Origin of the sequence: Comamonas testosteroni (genome assembly GCF_030505195.1) — a bacterium.
In the GTDB taxonomy this organism is placed as follows: domain Bacteria; phylum Pseudomonadota; class Gammaproteobacteria; order Burkholderiales; family Burkholderiaceae_C; genus Comamonas; species Comamonas testosteroni_G.
In genome coordinates this window covers 4,882,915-4,898,530 of sequence record NZ_CP129672.1, presented here as the reverse complement: position 1 = coordinate 4,898,530, position 15,616 = coordinate 4,882,915, and the positions used below count along the sequence as shown (strand labels likewise).

At 62.3% G+C, this 15,616-nt stretch carries 6 protein-coding genes; 1 reads left to right on the top strand and 5 read right to left on the bottom strand.

What is annotated here, in order from left to right:
• Positions 1-133: 133 nt before the first annotated feature.
• The gene (locus tag QYQ99_RS22465; RefSeq protein WP_302093248.1) at positions 134-11,254 is read right to left on the bottom strand and encodes a PLxRFG domain-containing protein; all 11,121 of its coding nucleotides are present in this window, start codon (positions 11,252-11,254) and stop codon (positions 134-136) included.
• A gap of 293 nt (positions 11,255-11,547) precedes the next feature.
• On the opposite strand from QYQ99_RS22465, the gene QYQ99_RS22460 reads away from it, so the two are divergent.
• The gene (locus QYQ99_RS22460) at positions 11,548-11,994 is read left to right on the top strand and encodes a hypothetical protein (protein ID WP_302090087.1); all 447 of its coding nucleotides are present in this window, start codon (positions 11,548-11,550) and stop codon (positions 11,992-11,994) included.
• Here QYQ99_RS22460 and QYQ99_RS22455 read toward each other — a convergent pair.
• The 4 genes from QYQ99_RS22455 to QYQ99_RS22440 form a co-directional block, all read right to left on the bottom strand.
• Positions 11,991-13,913, bottom strand: a complete 1,923-nt coding sequence (locus QYQ99_RS22455; protein ID WP_302090086.1) for a hypothetical protein — start codon at positions 13,911-13,913, stop codon at positions 11,991-11,993. The two genes, QYQ99_RS22460 and QYQ99_RS22455, sit on opposite strands and share 4 nt — an antisense overlap.
• Before the next feature lie 8 nt (positions 13,914-13,921).
• Positions 13,922-14,596, bottom strand: coding sequence for a phage adaptor protein (locus tag QYQ99_RS22450; protein WP_302090085.1), 675 nt, complete (start codon positions 14,594-14,596; stop codon positions 13,922-13,924).
• Position 14,597: 1 nt separating this feature from the next.
• Entirely contained in the window at positions 14,598-15,041 is a 444-nt protein-coding gene (locus QYQ99_RS22445) for a hypothetical protein (RefSeq protein ID WP_302090084.1), read from the bottom strand.
• 67 nt (positions 15,042-15,108) lie between these two features.
• Complete coding sequence (locus QYQ99_RS22440; RefSeq protein ID WP_302090083.1) at positions 15,109-15,588, bottom strand: hypothetical protein; 480 nt, start codon at positions 15,586-15,588, stop codon at positions 15,109-15,111.
• Positions 15,589-15,616: the final 28 nt, after the last annotated feature.

Genomic DNA, 15,616 nt, shown 5'->3' with positions numbered 1-15,616 from the left:
TGATGCCAGTGATGGGAAGTACGCCCACCAAAGGCTGCCGGCAGCAACCGCTGCACAGCAGACATTGCTGCTATCAGCTCGAACGACTGCAACGGGTCGTTAGCGCCACTTCACCAACGACCCAAGGCACTGTTTACCCCAATGAACGCACCTGCTCCCTCATTTGCATCCTCAGTGCCTTCGGCGCGGTGTCGGCAATCCGGTCGCTGCGGTCCTTACCCATCTCGCGCACGCGCTTCCACACATCGGGCATCTTGACCACGATGGGCTGCTCGGGGTTGTCGCGGTTCCATGCCGCCAAGCGCTCACGTACCCGCTGCACGGCCGCCTCATCCTTGCGGAACAGCGCGTCCGCCCATTGCGCCTTAATGTCAGAGCTGGTCTGGGTATAGAACGACTTGCTGCGCTGCATAAAGCTATTGGCCTCTTGCACCTCGGCCACGCTCTTGGGCTGGAAGCCGATGGCTTTCGCCGCGGCTTCGGCCAGAGTCGTATCGATCACCTTGTAGCCCTTGGTGTCGCGGTACATGCCGGTGGCTGCCATGTCGGCACCCTTGGCCAGGTTGCGCACTGCAGTGGGCGAGATTTCCAGCGCCGCACCAGCAACATCGCCTCCCAGCAGCTTGCGCGCACCGGTAAAGCCGCGCGCCACCAGGTCCCCGGCCGGGCCCACTATCTCCATCAGATCCCGTTCGCGGTTGGGCTTGTTCAAGAACAGCCCGGTACCGGGCAACAGGTTGCCCATGCCCAGGCGTCCGGACACATCGATGGGCGCGCCCGGCAGGCCAGACAGCCCCTGCTCCATGAACTCGCCCAGCTCCTTGCCCACCACGTTGGCCAGCAGTTCCTTGCGCCACTGCTTGGCGCTGATGTTGTAGCCCATCATCTGGCCAGCGCCATCGATCAGATCCTCGGCATCCTCCATGAAGGGAACGCCGCCGGCACCGCTCATCAGCAACAGCATCGCCAAGGCCCATCCCACGGCGCGCTTGCCTTCTGGGCCGCCCTGGTTCCACATGCGGTGCATCAGCTCCAGATAGGACACGCTGTACGTCTTAAACGTAAAAATTGTGCCGCCGACTGCACCGCGTGCCCACTTTGGCTTCGTTGCCTTAGAGTAGACGAACTGCGTTTCAAGCACCGCCTTACGGGCGAAAGCCGCTGGATCCGCCATGCCCTGGTCCTGAGCCGTGCGGTAGGCCGCAATAAAGGTGCTGCGGCGGTTGAACTGCTCGGCCAGAGCAAAGGGCTGACCCCAGAGCACCTTGCCCTGCTCCCAGAGGTTGCCGGCCTTGGCGCGCAGATCGCCTGCCTTGGTGCCATCGCCCGATCGCAGCATGCCCGCGCCGCGCGCCTGGGCCATCAGTTGGTGGATTTCCTGGGGGCTGACTACGCCGTCATCCTCGGCAGCCTGCAAGGCCTTGGCCAGGTCGGCCTCGTACTCGAAGCCCTCATCAGCGACGGACCTTCCCATGTCCTTGAGCGCACGGGCCAGCTGCGCGCCGGCCTTCTTCATGCCGCCGTACTGGCTCAGCCATGGCAGCGTGACCGCGAAGGGCTGCGTCGTATTCACAAAGGCCGAGGCGATGGAGCCGCCCAGATACTGGGCAAACAGCATGCCGCGCACGGCCTGGCCCTCTTCCTGCGGGTCGCGGATGTAGTCGCGCAGGCCCATGGCCAGATCCTTGAGCTCGCCCTGCTCCTTGGGGATCTTGCCGATGGCCGTTTCCATCTTGCCCGCATTCAGGCCCATGGCTCCGGCGCGCGCGTTGGAGTAGACAAAGTTGGCCACCACTCGCCCCACATCCTCACTGAAACCGGCGATGCCCTTGCGGTGAATCAGCCGCTTCATGGCGCTGTGGTTGTTCTTGGTCAGCTTCAGGAACTCCTGGAAAGCCTTGTCCTGGGCTTCGTTGCCCTCGGCTTTCAGGCCCAGCATCTCCCCGAACTGCTCCAGCGTCTCCGGCGTCACGCCGGCAAACAGCTTGTAGGCCTCGGCACTCATGGTGCCCGTGGTGATGGTCGCGCCTTTGAACTCGTGCTCGAGTTGCATCTTGGCCCGGTTGGAATCGCGCGCGGTTTCGTACATGCCGAAGTACAGGCGCTCGCCGTTGGCATCCACCACATCCACGGTATAGCGACCAAAGCGTGACAGCGGGGCATAGCCACCCTGCTGCAGATCCACCGCCGTTTCCATGCGGCTCTTGATCTGCTGCATGTATCGACCCAGGCGGTCTGCAGAGTCGGGATCTGCCTTGGCATCCTGCTCCAGTGTGTCCAGCAGCAGCTGGGCCGCAGCTTCGACGGATGGCTGCGCCAGCACGGCATCGCGCATGGGCTCGTACTTCTCACCCACCACGCGCAGCATGTCGGTGCGTGCCGTCATGTCGATGGAGCGATCAATGGCCGCGCGCGCCTCGCGGTACAGGCTGATCTGGTTGGCATCCGTCCCGAACTGCGCCTGCAGCTCCGCATCGGTCCAGACAATGCCAGGCTTGAGCATCTTGTTCTCAAAGCGGGAGTTGATGAGCTTCTCGAACTGAGCCACGGGCAGGCCTTGCCACATGGCCAGCACACCCGCATCGATCTTGCCGTGCTTGAGCAGCATCGCTGCCTTGTTATGGGCCGACAGATTGGCATAGCGCTTTTGCAAGTCGTCGACCAGGGTCGGCTTGCCGTTCTCGTCGCGCGCCCAGATCAAAGTGCCCTCAAACAGGGGGCGGGCCACGGCCTTGTTGTCAGCAGCAGAGACCGGCTTTTTCTTGAGGTCGCCCAGCGACTCCACGCGCGGCAGGATGCGCGGTGCCATGTCGGCCGCGTCATTGGCCAGCATGCTCACATCATCGATGTTCTGCTGGGCCGACTCATAGACAGGCTTGAAACTTGGCGCGCGCTCGGCCAGGTGGCGCATGGTGCCCACGGACTTGTCCCAGAGCGATACCTTGCCCTCGTGGGTGAAAGTCTTGGTCAGTTGGTCAAGTGCGCTGTCCTTGAGGTCTGCGAAGCGCGAACGACTGAAAACCGGGTCGTCGTTTACGCCGTCCGGGCCAGAATTTCCCGGATCTTCACCTGCGCGGCTTGCGTTTCCTTCCGCAGTGATTCGATCTCGGAGTCGCTCAGCCGGTTCGTAACGCGCGAGATAGCGGGCTTCCGACTCGGTGAGCGCGTCGAAGCCGTAGCCTGTTGCGGCGCGGAATTCGTTTTCGAGGTCACCATGTTTTTGTCGGAGAGAAGCCAGAGATTCTGCAGAGGGCTGAATTTTTGCACTGTACTGCTTGCCGGTCAATGCAATGACCCCGGCCACGGTCCCGCCTCCTTCCCGAATATGGCTGGCCAGCGCCGCGAACGTTCCGCCCTGGGTCAATGTGTCGTCGACCAGCAGATAAGGCACAGCCTGCACCGCGCCGGAAAAGTCCACCGGTGCAAAGATGCGGTCCAGCCCATCCATTCCTGTGCGATGAGCCCGATTGGCCTGCACGATCATGTCATCCGTCGACAGCCCGAGCCGTGCCGCCAGCACTTCGGCGGCTGCCACCGGGATCTTGTTACGGCCAGAGGCCTCCACGGCTGCCACTGGCACCACCCGTGGCTTGCTGTCGCCAATCGCAGCCTTGACCTTTGCTACCAGCTCCGGTGTCACCAGATGCTGGGCCAGGCGCACGGCCGCCTCAATGTCTCCGCCCTTAGCCGCAGCATAGTCAGGGTGCGATGAGGCAGAGCCCAGTGTGCTTCCGATGACGGCATCCGGCATGCTGGTGGCGCTGGTGCGGCTGAATGCAATATCTTGGGACGTATTCACGCCTGCACCACGCTCCACCCAGACGCGCGCCGGCAGGATGAAGTTGCGAATCAACTCGTCATCGGTCAGCGCCAGGGACTTGAAGCGCGGCACATGGGTGCGCAACCAGGTCCGGATCGCGGCCACGGCTCGGCGCACAAACCCGATCTGCGGCGTGTTCTGAGCCATCTCGGCCAGCACTTCCTCGGCGGCCGTGCGGCGGTCGAGCCTGTTGACGCGGCGCAGACCGTACTCAGCAATCTTCGCGTCCACATCGGCCTTGCGCATGGTGGCCACCTGATTCAGGATCAGCCCCAGATCCTTGCCGAACAGGCCGCGCAGCCCATGGTGCCCCAAAGCCTCATGGAACAGCACGCGCGCAGCATCGTTGGGCGTCTTGAGCTTGGACGCCATCAGGTACACCTTGCCCTGGTAATAGAAGCCTTCCGGAGCGCCCCGGGCACCGCCGCTGCGCTGCTTCAGGTCGGCACGCCGCGCACTCTCTGGCACCACAGGGTCCTGCATGTCAAAGGCCACGATCACCTCGGGACCGTTGGCCCAGGCCTGGCGAATGGCATCGGCCGTGCCCTTGACGGCGCGCACCGCCTCGGCACGGGCCGCCGGCGAATAGCTGGGGCGCACGTTCACTGCTGGGGCAGCAGCTGCGGATAGATTGGCTGGCAGCCCTTCGCCCATGCCCTGAAGAAAGCTCGCCACATCAAAGGCCGCGCCTGCCAGTTGCTCGGACTCCTGGCGTCGGAAGCTTGGGGCACCTGTGTCGTCGGTGACCATATCGCCGGCCGGCTTGTCGACCACCACCATGCGGGCCGCCACGCCGGTGTTGACCGGCAGGCTTGGATCCATGAAAGAGCCATCGGGCAGCTTTTCATTTGTGGCGCCGCGTTCGTCCAGCCATTCGCGGAAGCCCTCGGCGCGCTTGTTGGACTGGAAGAATGCGCCCTCACCCATGATTGCCACAATGCGGCCACCTGGGCGCAGCAGGCTATAGGCATGCATGACGTGCTGAATGTCGCGTCCGTCCGAGAAAGGCGGGTTCATGATGATGCGGTCATAGCCGGACCAGCTGCCGTTCTGCGCAATGCCGGTCAACTCGTCGCGGTTGTATAGGCCCAGGCGGTTACCGTCCCCGTCCTCCAGGCGCACCCGCTGGCTGCCCATGCTGCCCACGCCGCGCATGGTGCCCTCAACGCCATCGGGCGCCCGGAAGGTGTCCCCAAAGGTGAAGAAGTTGCGCGGCTCCATCTGCAGGAAATCATTTGCCTCGGCCAGATGGAAGCCCTTGGCCTCCAGCAGCTCGCGGCGGCTGGGTGACAACTCCACCACATCCGGCCATGCGCCAGACTCGGCAACGATGGCATCAGCAATGTGGCCCATGCCTGCAGACGGCTCAAGCACGGCCATGCCTTCGGCAATCTCGGCGGCATCCAGCATGCTCTGCACCACGGCAGGGCTGGTCGGGAAGAAGTCGAGGCCATCATTGGCCCGACCCACCATTGCCCGCTCCATTTCCTTGATGCGGTCGGGTGAACCCATCTCCTGCTGCAGCGATGCCAACTCACGTAGCGCGCTGCGGAACTCAGCGGGCGACTGGATGCCCATGCGCTGCAGGCGCTGGCGGTTCTCGTAGGCGCTTTCCAGCTGCCACGGCAGGGACAGGGCCTTGCTGCCCTTACGCTTGCCCAGCTTCACCAGATCCTCAACGAACCCCATGCCCAGGCGAATTCGCTTATCGCCATCGCCTTGCCAAAGGCCTTGCTGCATGGCCTCACCGGGCGACAGCACCACGCGGTTCTGGCCGCGCTTGACTTGCAGCACGATGGCTTTACCCACCAGACCGCTGCGCTTGATGGCGCGCTCGGCCGTTTCCTTGTTGGTGAACTCCGCGAACCCGCCCGCAGCCTTGTTGCCAAAGTGGCTCACACGCAGCAAATTCTCCTTTGCCCAGTTCGTATAGGCGTCGGTCACGTCATCGGCCAGCCGGCCCAGAGCCGCACCCATCTTCTTGCCACCTTCGATTTCTTGTAGTTGACGCGCGAGGCTTGCCAGGTCACTACGGTACATCTCAAAGCGCGGGAACTGGGCAAAGTCCACGGTTTCACCGTCGATAGGCTCGCCAACCCGGTTCATGCGCTCCCCGTAGTTGGGATACTTGGCCTGCAGCTGGTTGCTCTTGGCGGTACGCAGTTGGGCCATCAGGTATTCCACCTGCACCCGCTGACGCACGCCGTCGAGGAACTTGGCGCGCCCCTCGTCAATGGCCTGGGCAATATTGCGCATAGTTCCGGCCAGAGCCTGCTGCATGCGCGCGGCAGCCTCCGCCGAAGCAGCGAAGCGCGCGCGGCGGGCGGTGTTGGCCTTGCGATCCACTCCCAGAGACTCGGTAGCGCGCTCGTCCAGAGCCTCGGCCATGGTGCGCAGTCGCTCAGCCGCGCTCTGGCTCTTGTCGTCCTCGAAGGCATCGCGCCGCTGATTGGCCAGATCCTGGGCCTGCGCTGTATCGCCGGCCACCAGCTTCTGGAAGGCCTCGGCCGCCTCTCGGGTGCGGAACTGGAAGCCAGGCACGGCGCCATTGCCGCGATAGCTGCTGTAACTGCCGCCCAGGCGCTTGGCGCTGCTATTGAGGGTGTCGTAAGCATCGCGCTCCACGCGCTCGGCCAGCTGTACCACAAACAGGTCATGACCGTGTTTTGTGTGCTTGGTGGCGATGATTTCGCCGGCCGTGGTGTTGCCTGCGCTTTGCACCGTGACCCGTGCCCGGCGCTTCTCCGCCTCGCGTTGATCCTTGGTCTGCTCTGCCTCCAGGGCATCAAACTGCTGGCGCTGCTCAGGCGTCAGGCGCAGATAGGCCGCTTCACTGGTGTCTCCTTGATCGACCCAATGGCTCATGAAGCCGCGGTAGTCCTGCAAGGTCTTGGGGTTGGCCAGCGCATCGGCCTCGGCCGCACGTTTGGCCTTGAACTCATCGCGCAGGGCCTTGATTTCAGCAGCCCGGGCAGCCAGGTCTTCGGCTGTGGTGTTGCCCACCAGCTCGCGCAGCGCCTGGGCTTTGTCGGCCTTGTTCTTGGCAATATTGGCTGCAGACAGGATTTGAAAGCTCGGCCCATAGCTGCGCCCCAGCGCGTAGGTGTCCAGCATCTTTTGATAGGCCGCCAGGACAATGGCGTCCTTTTTCTCGCTCCCCATCCGATAGGCGAATGCTGGGCCGCCTGCGCGCAACAACTGGTCCTTGGTCAGCTTCTGCAGCTCGGCATGCACCGCATCCGGGTTGGATTCCAGCTCAGCAAAGGCGCTCTTGTAGTCATCCAGCGCCAGCTGGCCCGAGTTGATGCCGTCATCGATGGTGTTATGTCGGTCGAGAAAGGAAGCAGGTGCAGGGCTGGAGTCTTCTTTGACGGCCGGCTTCTCCGCTTTCGCTGAAGCTGCAGCACGCATTGCACCAATGCCTTTAACCAGTTCGGGATTCTCGGCGCGCAACTCATCGACCAAAGCGCGAATTCGCGTTTTGGCCTGCTCCAAGGTTTCATCTTTGCCCTTGAGAGTCGGCACCAGCTCCACCTTGTCATTGGTCAGAGCCGAACCATCCGCCATTTTGAAGGTCAGGCTGCTTGGGTAGCCGTCACGGTCATAGCTGACGCGAGTGATGATGGCATTCTTGCCATAAGGCATTTCTTCACCACTCTTGAATCGCAGGAACTTCAGCAACTGAGCCTTCAGGTTCGCTGCCTTTTTGTCTGCCTTCTCCTTGATGTCAGCGGCTACTTTGTCCTTATCGGCCTTTACCTGCTCAGGGGTGCGAGCGGCAAGCACAGCCTTGCTCACGCGATCAGCGTTATCACCGGCCCAGCTATCAAAGCGCTCCATGGCCTTGTCCAGCGCACTATTCCGGCTATTCGCCTGCTTGCTATTGAGGTTTCCACGTCCAGCAACGAACCCGCTGTAAGCACCTGCTCGCACATTCATCAGGGATCGGTACTGTTTCAGGTAATCAGCGCGCAGGCTGTCTGTAGCTGCTGCCAAGGCATCGCGCTGGGCATCGGTGGTGGCGAGCTTTTCAGCAGCTGCACGCGCCGACTCCATGTACTTATCGAAGGCCTGCTTGTCCCCATCGGCACGACTGCGGCCAGAGTGGGAAATGCCGCTGTAGCTCTGCACTGCTTCGGACATGGGAAAGTCGCCGCTGTCAGGTTGCTCCTGCACAGAAGCGGCCTGCGTTGCTGGATCTGGAGCAGCCGCGCTGGCGGCCTCCTTGGCAGCCTTGGCCTCCTTCATGCGCTCCGGCACCGACTTGGGCGCAGCCACGGGTGCTGCAGGCGCCACTTTGGCCTGCATCACCTCAAGGTCAGCGTCTGAAAAGTCCTTACCAAACACAGACCCGTCTTGCGTTACGGCCTTGAGCTGGGAGCCATTGAGTCCAAGCGCTGCAATCTGCTTGACTGCTGCCCACTTGGAGACCTTTCCATCCTGAACGATGTCCAACGCCTTTGCCATTTCAGGGCTGGATGCGCGAACCGCGGCATATCCATCGCCAGTGGTGAAATCCGAGGTCCGCATATACAGGGCGTGCACCTGCCCAAGGGTCACACCATCACGCAAGGCCTGCGCTGCCTTGGTGACAAGCTCCGACTTGCCCACATCGCCATTGAGATAGTCGACTGCTGCCTTCTGCAGCTCATATTGGGCAGGCTTGGTATTTCCTATGGCTGGGTACTTGTAGCGTTCTGGCGCTGCTTCGATATTCGCGCTGGGCGATGCCTTCACCGCCGCCAGCGCCTTCTCCACGGGGGCATCCAAGACGATGGCCTTGACATGCTTGCCTTCCTCGGCTGCCGCGACTGCCTGGTGGTGGCCGTCGATGATGTGACCATCGCTGGAGACAATCACCGCACGGTCGCCGGTGGCGGTCTTGGCCGCTTCAACCTTGGACGGGGAGTATTCAGCCTGGGTAGGCTTGAGCTGGGCCGCGTCCACGGTCGTGGTTTCATGTGAAATGCCCTGGGCCTTCAAGTGCTTGACCAGGCCGCCATGGTTGGCGGTGGGCACCTGGGGCATATCGGCGCGCGGGATGCCCAGCGTGCCAGTCTCTGCCGTGAACGGCTTTTCATCGCCCACGGGCTGCGCGGCAGGCTTCGGCAGCGCGTCTCCGGAGACGGCATTGGGCGCAGGTTTTGCTGCATTTTCAATAGCTGCAGGCGCTTTACTCGTGGACTCCACCAGCGGTGCCACCAGAGAATCCAGCAGCTTCTCGCGGATCTTCTCGCCAAGGTCCGGCCATGCACGGGTATGCACGTTCTTGCGTGCGATGACGGTCAGACCAGGGGCCGTGGCCGCGACGGCCTGACGCTCCGCCGTGGTCATGCGTGTCCAGCGCTCGCTGGCATCGAGCTGGCGCTGGCGCTGGCGCTGGGCTTCACGCTCTGCATTGCCTTCGCGCGCGATCTGCGCCGCCTTGCCTACAGCTGCCTGGGCCGCGCCGGCTGCTTCCGAGACTTGCGCTTGAGCTTTCGCAAGGCTCGCGCCCTGCTCTTGCGCTCCAGGGTTCGCAGTTGGGGTGGTGCCATTGCCTACCCCTTGGTCTGCATCTTGGCCAGCTTGCGCTGCTCCTGCTTGCGAAGGTTGCGCGCTGCCTTGCTGGGCTTGATCGGCTTCAGAGACATTGGCATTCGCTCCTGATTCAATAGCTGTTAGCGGTTTCTGCGCAAGCGCTTGAAGTGCTTTTTCAAGTTTTTTGGTGCGCTTGTGGGTGGGCCCGTAATGGGCAATGGCCTGCTGCAGCTCCTGCTCGTTCATGTCGGGGATCTGCTTGGCCAGGATCTGGTTGATGCCGGTCAACTGCACGGGTGCTGGCGCGCCAGCGGTCGAAGCGCCGCGCCCCTGACCGCCGGCGGCCTGCAGCTCCAGGCGGGTGAGCTGAGTCTGTAGCGCATTGCGCTGGGCGGCCCTATTTCCGTCCCAGCCCTGGGCCGCGCCCTGCTGCTGCATAAAGGCAATGCGGCTCTTGAGCTCGTCCATCTGGGCTTGCAGCGATACCTCGCCGGTTTCCGGGTCCACGCCGGCGGGCACCTGGGGGGTGGCCTGCTGTTGCACTGGAGCCATCTGGGGCTGCACCACAGGGGAGGCACCTGAATCCACCGCCATGGCGGCAGCCTTGGACAGCGCACCGGCCTTCGGGTCCAGGCCCATGCGCTGACTCAGCGGCGCTTGCGGCTGCGCCTCGCCCACTAGGCTCAGATTTCCGGTATCCCACTGGCGCGGCGGTTGCTCGTTGGACAGCGGCTGCAGGCCTGTTGCCACCTCTATGCGGCCGGAATCCAGTTGGGGCGGCATCATCACGCCGGCCTTGTCGCGCAGCGCGTCGTGGTCCAGCACAGGGGCCACGGCTGCCGGCTGCGTGCTTTGCAGGCTCAGGCCACCGGTATCAAACTCGCGTTCAAAGGGAATTTCCTTGCCGACAGCCTCGGGGGCCGCGCCTGGCAGGGTTTCATAATCCAGATTTGGAGCATTGGCGGGGGATGCCGGCGCTGTGCCGGGCTCGGCCCTGGCTGCCGCACCGGCAGAGGTCGTCCACTGCGCCGGCGGCAAACCACCTGCAGCCGAATCTTGGCCGGGGGCCGCGCCCGGGACGTTCGCAGCAACCTTCTTCGCATTCGCTGCTGCATCATCAATCTGCTTGTCCTTGAAGCCACGATAGCCAGCCGCGCCCGCGCCCATGGCGCCGCCAGACAGGATGCCCATCACAATGGCATCGTCCAGACCCTCGCTCCAAGACTTGCCAAGCGCTTCGTTCTGCAGGATCTGCTCTGACACCGACTGGGGCAGCTCTTCCAGCACGCCCTCGGTGATCGCGCCCTCGCCCATTTGGCGCAGGATGCTCTTTTGTGCAGGCTGGGCCAGAGGATTGACGGCTGCGGCCGTGGCGCGCTCTGCGGCATCCTTGGCCATGCCCTTGGTGCCCTGGGCCAACATCATGTCGGCATCACCAATGCCCAGACGGTTCGCAACCTTGTTGCCAGCAAAGCCCAGCGCACCGGTAGCCAGGCCGGTCCCGGCGGCCAGGGCGGCCTGCTTGGCGGTCAGCTCGCCGTCTGCAGTTTCCTGGCGGATCTGCTCTGCGGCCGAGCCAGCACCCACCACACCCTCACCAGCAGCGCCAGCAATGGCCGCGCCCTTGGCACCCATCTGACCCAGGCGGGTAGCAGCCATCAGACCACGCCCGACCCCACCGCCCGCAAGCATCGAAGGCAGTGATTCCGCGACTGCGCCGACCACCAGGGACGGGTTTTGCACCGCAACCTTTGCCTTCTCTACAACGCCATCGGCCTGCTGAAATTGCTGCTGCCTTAGTTTGGTGGCGTCCGAGTGCAAATCATTGGCGACTTCGCGCGCCTGTTTGAAGCGGAGGCCAAAGCTGCCACCCTCATTTTCCAGGGCCTTGCCCGCCTTGCCGCCGGTGACCATATCAGCCAAGCCTACGGCTGCTTCAGGTACGGCAATGGCACTTTTTAGGCCCCAGGCAGCCGCATCGCGTAAGTAGTCGGTTGCGCTGCGTTTCGTGGGGTCTTCAACAAGTTTCGCGTTGCTCGCATCGAATCCAGTATCGATTTGCTGCGGAGCTGAAACCAGCTTGGCGTTTTGGGGGTCGAAGGCATTGCTCATGCCATCGATGTGACCGCATCTTGCGCGAGTGGTCGAACCCTAGCGGGGTACTAAAACGGCTCTGCTACAGTGCGCTAAATAAAGGAGAGAGAGAAATGGGACAGTCCAGCACATCCCCTGCTGTATTCAACCCGGTGCCCCACTTGATCGGCATAGGGCTTCTTGGGGCGGCCAACCCATTGATTTACGTGGGGCGGTTTGACTTGGGCGCATGGCTGGCCCCTCTTCTGGGGGTCGCATTGCTGGTGGGACTGATCGGCGGTGGTTATCGCCTTCTGGCACCTGCCCAAGCAAAGGCGGCCGGACTCAAGCCATTTATTCTTCTGGCATGGCTCTTGGTCGCACTTGTCACTCTGCAGTCATGGACTGAAGGGCGGCCAGCGGCTGCAAACACTCCCCAAGCAATTAGCGCCAACTCTGCCGCGCCACCTGCAAACAGCAGCAGCGGCTTTGATGCTGCCAATGCTGTGTTGGTTTCTCCACCTCCGGCTACTAAAGACTTTGACCCCACCAATGCAGTACTGGTGGAGATCCGCCCTTAAAGTGGCTCGAAGGCCGACCCGTTCCAGCGTTGCATACGTCCTTGCGGATCTCGATATACACCATCCTTGACGTACTGAGGCGCCTGCTGCTGCGCCCCCATCCGCCTCATTTCCCCTGTTCGCTCATTGACTGCGCCCAGAATGCTCTCGGTCTTGTTGCCTTGGGCGTCTGTTCCACCCTGCAGCGCGACAGCCTTCCAGCTATCCGATTCCTTGCCAGAGTAGGCGCGGATCTGGGCTGCAAGTGCCGCCTGCTCCTCGGGAGTCTTGGCTTTCAGATACTGCTCCTGGAGCTGTCCGATACGCTCCGCTGCGCGGATCTGCGGCGCGCGCAGGCGTTCATCGTTGGTGATGCGCTGGGCATCGAGCTGGTTTCGCTGGGCACCTAGTGCCAGTTGACCCAGCCCCAGACCGATCTGCCCTTGGGCACGGCGATCAGCCCCCGCCTCGGCCATGGCCGCGCGGCGCAGGCCCGCGTTGATTTCATTGGTGCGCTGCTGCAACTCAGGCGCCCTGCCTTGCGCAACCAAATCAGCCTGTGTGGCTGCATTGAAGCGCGCGACTTTTCCATCCGGGTCGTTCTGGCCTTGATGGCGAGAGCCCCATGCTTGGGTGCTGCTGCCACTGCGCCACTCGGCACGGTTGGTGATCGAGCTTGCGGAAGTCTCCATATCCTTGAGCCGTTGGCGTGCCGCCCAGTCATTTCCGCTGTGTGCAACTGTGGGCGCACGGAGCCCAAAGCCGCCATCTTCGGGTTGACCACTGACAGCAGGAGCAGCATTAGAGGCAGCCAGGTTGTCAGCCGCCGCCATGTTCCTCGCATTGGGCTTGCCGGTGAATCCAGCCGGGAAGCCCATACCACTGGCTTGGTCGCTGTACTGGCCGCGCCCATGGTTGTACACGCCCTCAGGAAGTTCACCGCTGGCGCTGGCAGCCGTCACCGACTGAGCAGCACGCGGAGCGCTGCCTACCGTGTTCGTCAGGCCTGGTTGAATCGCGGCCGGCGCTGTAGGTGGAGTTGCAGGCTTGGTGCTTGTGGCTGCGTTTGGTCTCGGCGTTGAGGCTTGTACAGCCGGCGACTGAGCAGCATGGGCATCCGAGCCAATCAATCCACCGGCAAAATTGCCAACCGCGTTCGCCACGGGAGAGCCGACCTTATCGGCCAGCTCAATGCCATACATTCCCAGACCCTGAACCGCCGTGCGGGCAGCGGTACCAGCGGCTTGCGCATAGTTGCCAGAGCCCCACTGATCACGCATCTCCTGGGCGCGATCCTGCATGTACAACTCAGAGGGCCCAGGCGAACGGGTGGCAGCAGCAGGAGCCCCGGCCGGCGGCGTTACGGCGGCCTGAGATGCACCGGCGGCATCAGGTGCGCTGCCAGTGGCAGCAATCGGAGTTGCCGCAGGCTGAGCAGTAGGAACGGTCTGAGCTTGAGCCGGCAATTGGCGGCCAGGCTGCTGACCAATGGCATCTGGAACTTTGGCGATCTGCCCGCTGCTTCCAAACTGGTCACGCCCAAGGCCTGCACCCGAGTAGATGGATGCCCCCGCGCTGGGACTGGCCTGCGGAAAGGTATTAGACGGCGAGGCTTGGCCGTTCCCCGCGCGGCGCAGCTGGTCCTCTGGCGCGCCGCCATTGGCAAAGAACACTTCGGGCTTGAGCCCCAGCTGTGGCGCGGCCTTGGATAGCGGGCCGCTGGCGCGCGGGGCATTCAGGCCATATGCAGCCACTGGTGTATGCGTGGCATCCACCACACCTTGAAGTGCCTGCTTACCGCCCATGGCATGCACAGTATCGGGTGGCAGCACGAATTCTCCCGGCTTGAACATGCCAGGGATGCTGTCGGGTGCCTGGTTCTGGGCCTGTGCCAGCTTCGCGCCCTTGTCTTTGGGGATGGGTTTGGACAGTCCGAACATGCGGCACCTTAAAGAATGTGGACCACGTTCACTTGGGGTTCATCGTGGCGGGTGGATCGGCGCAAGTCCGAGTCGGGGCGTGGTCCGAAATAATCGGTAAAGGCGCGCTCAGACGTATCTGCGCGCTGAGGATCGAATCCATCGCTATCAGGCTTGCTAAAAGCACGATGCAAAGCCCAATGCACCAGGTAAGCATGGTGAGCTTCGTGGATCTCCGGCTTGTCGCTGTCATTGACAAGCAACTTGATGGGCAGGCGATAGACCTCCATCGTCAGCATCCCATCTTCTTGTGGGATGGGAACCAAACGCAAAGCGCGCTCGGTCTGGATGGCAAACGCATCATGGGCGTGGGCATTGCTGCGCCAACCTGGGCGCATGTCGTCAAGCCATTCGCGAGAAACTAGCTTAACGGTCCTGCCGCGACCGCTTCCAGTGCCCTTCTGCCAGTGCAGATGCGCGATTTCAAACACCTTGGGATGGAGCTGATAAGAGGCCTTACCCTCCAGCACCTCAATCGTGGTCACGGCAGGCGTGCTGTCATCGAGCAGCAGTCGCCCACGGATCGCAGCCTCATCCTGAGCTTCGTTGAGCCAACGGGTCACATGCTCCGTTTCCCACAGGAATGGCTCCAACGTGTCTGATGCATCTTCACGGAACGAGGCAATCAGCTCATCGCGCGTCATATCAGCACACCCCGTACTGATCCAACATGGACAGAACCTTGGCGCGCATGTTGTCCAGCGACAGGTTCTTGGGCACAACCTGGTTGTAGCTGTCCTTGGCGAACTGCTGCACACCATCCTTGTCCATATTCATGATCTGATCGATCAGCTGCTGGCGTTGCGTGTCCTTTTCACGCTGCTCATCCTGGAGTTTTTGCGCCTGCTCCAGTGTCTGAAGCGTGTCATCCGAAAGAGTTGCACTGCTCTGCCCTGCCTGACTGCTGGTGGCCTGCTCATCCTTGCTCAAGGCAAACATATCGGCATGGCGCAAGAACTTCTTGGCAATTTGGGCGGGTATGCCGCGCACCTGGCCGTGCTCAAAGGACAGATTGGTGCCATAGAGACGGTCCACATATGGGCTTCGACGCCCTATGTACTTCACGTCGGTATTGATCTGGGTGTTCATATTGATCCTAGAAGGGCGCGAACGAAAGAGCGAAAGGGCCGCGCCCCTTCACTCCTTACGAAAGTGCTTAATCAGCACCCAAGTGCTCACCCTTGATGACCACATCCAGGTAGGCAGCCTTGGCCACGGCCGCGCCGGTGATGGTCAGAATGACAGCAGCACCTGCAGGCAGCTTGGCCAGCTTCTTGGTGAAGGCCTGACGCAGGTTTGCAGGCGCGGACAGATCGATACCTGCACCAAAATAAGTTGGACTCTGAGGCAAAGCCGGGCGGTCTACGCCGTCCAGATATTCAAAGCCCAGGGAGGCTTGAACGCCCGCCCCAAAGCCCATAGACACGATAACCTTGACCTCATCGACCAGAAAGCCTGGCTGCAGGGTATTGATGCGCACCACATCATTGACGGCCAATGCGGCCACGGCATCAGAGCCAATGGGCAGCCCGCTGGCCGCCGTCGCCAGAACACTGCGAATGGTGGTGGTATTTCCGTAAGGGCGCGCGCCGCCGAACTGGTTACGAGATGCGCCGAGAATGGTGATTTTTGCCATGATTGGCTCCTGAAGGTTGAAGCAACGC

Bases quoted from the DNA above. Each gene is read 5' to 3' on its own strand.
- QYQ99_RS22465 (WP_302093248.1), bottom strand. From the start codon at position 11,254: ATGGTCACCGGCGGCAAGGCGGGCAAGGCCCTGGAAAATGAGGGTGGC.
- QYQ99_RS22460 (WP_302090087.1), top strand. From the start codon at position 11,548: ATGGGACAGTCCAGCACATCCCCTGCTGTATTCAACCCGGTGCCCCAC.
- QYQ99_RS22455 (WP_302090086.1), bottom strand. From the start codon at position 13,913: ATGTTCGGACTGTCCAAACCCATCCCCAAAGACAAGGGCGCGAAGCTG.
- QYQ99_RS22450 (WP_302090085.1), bottom strand. From the start codon at position 14,596: ATGACGCGCGATGAGCTGATTGCCTCGTTCCGTGAAGATGCATCAGAC.
- QYQ99_RS22445 (WP_302090084.1), bottom strand. From the start codon at position 15,041: ATGAACACCCAGATCAATACCGACGTGAAGTACATAGGGCGTCGAAGC.
- QYQ99_RS22440 (WP_302090083.1), bottom strand. From the start codon at position 15,588: ATGGCAAAAATCACCATTCTCGGCGCATCTCGTAACCAGTTCGGCGGC.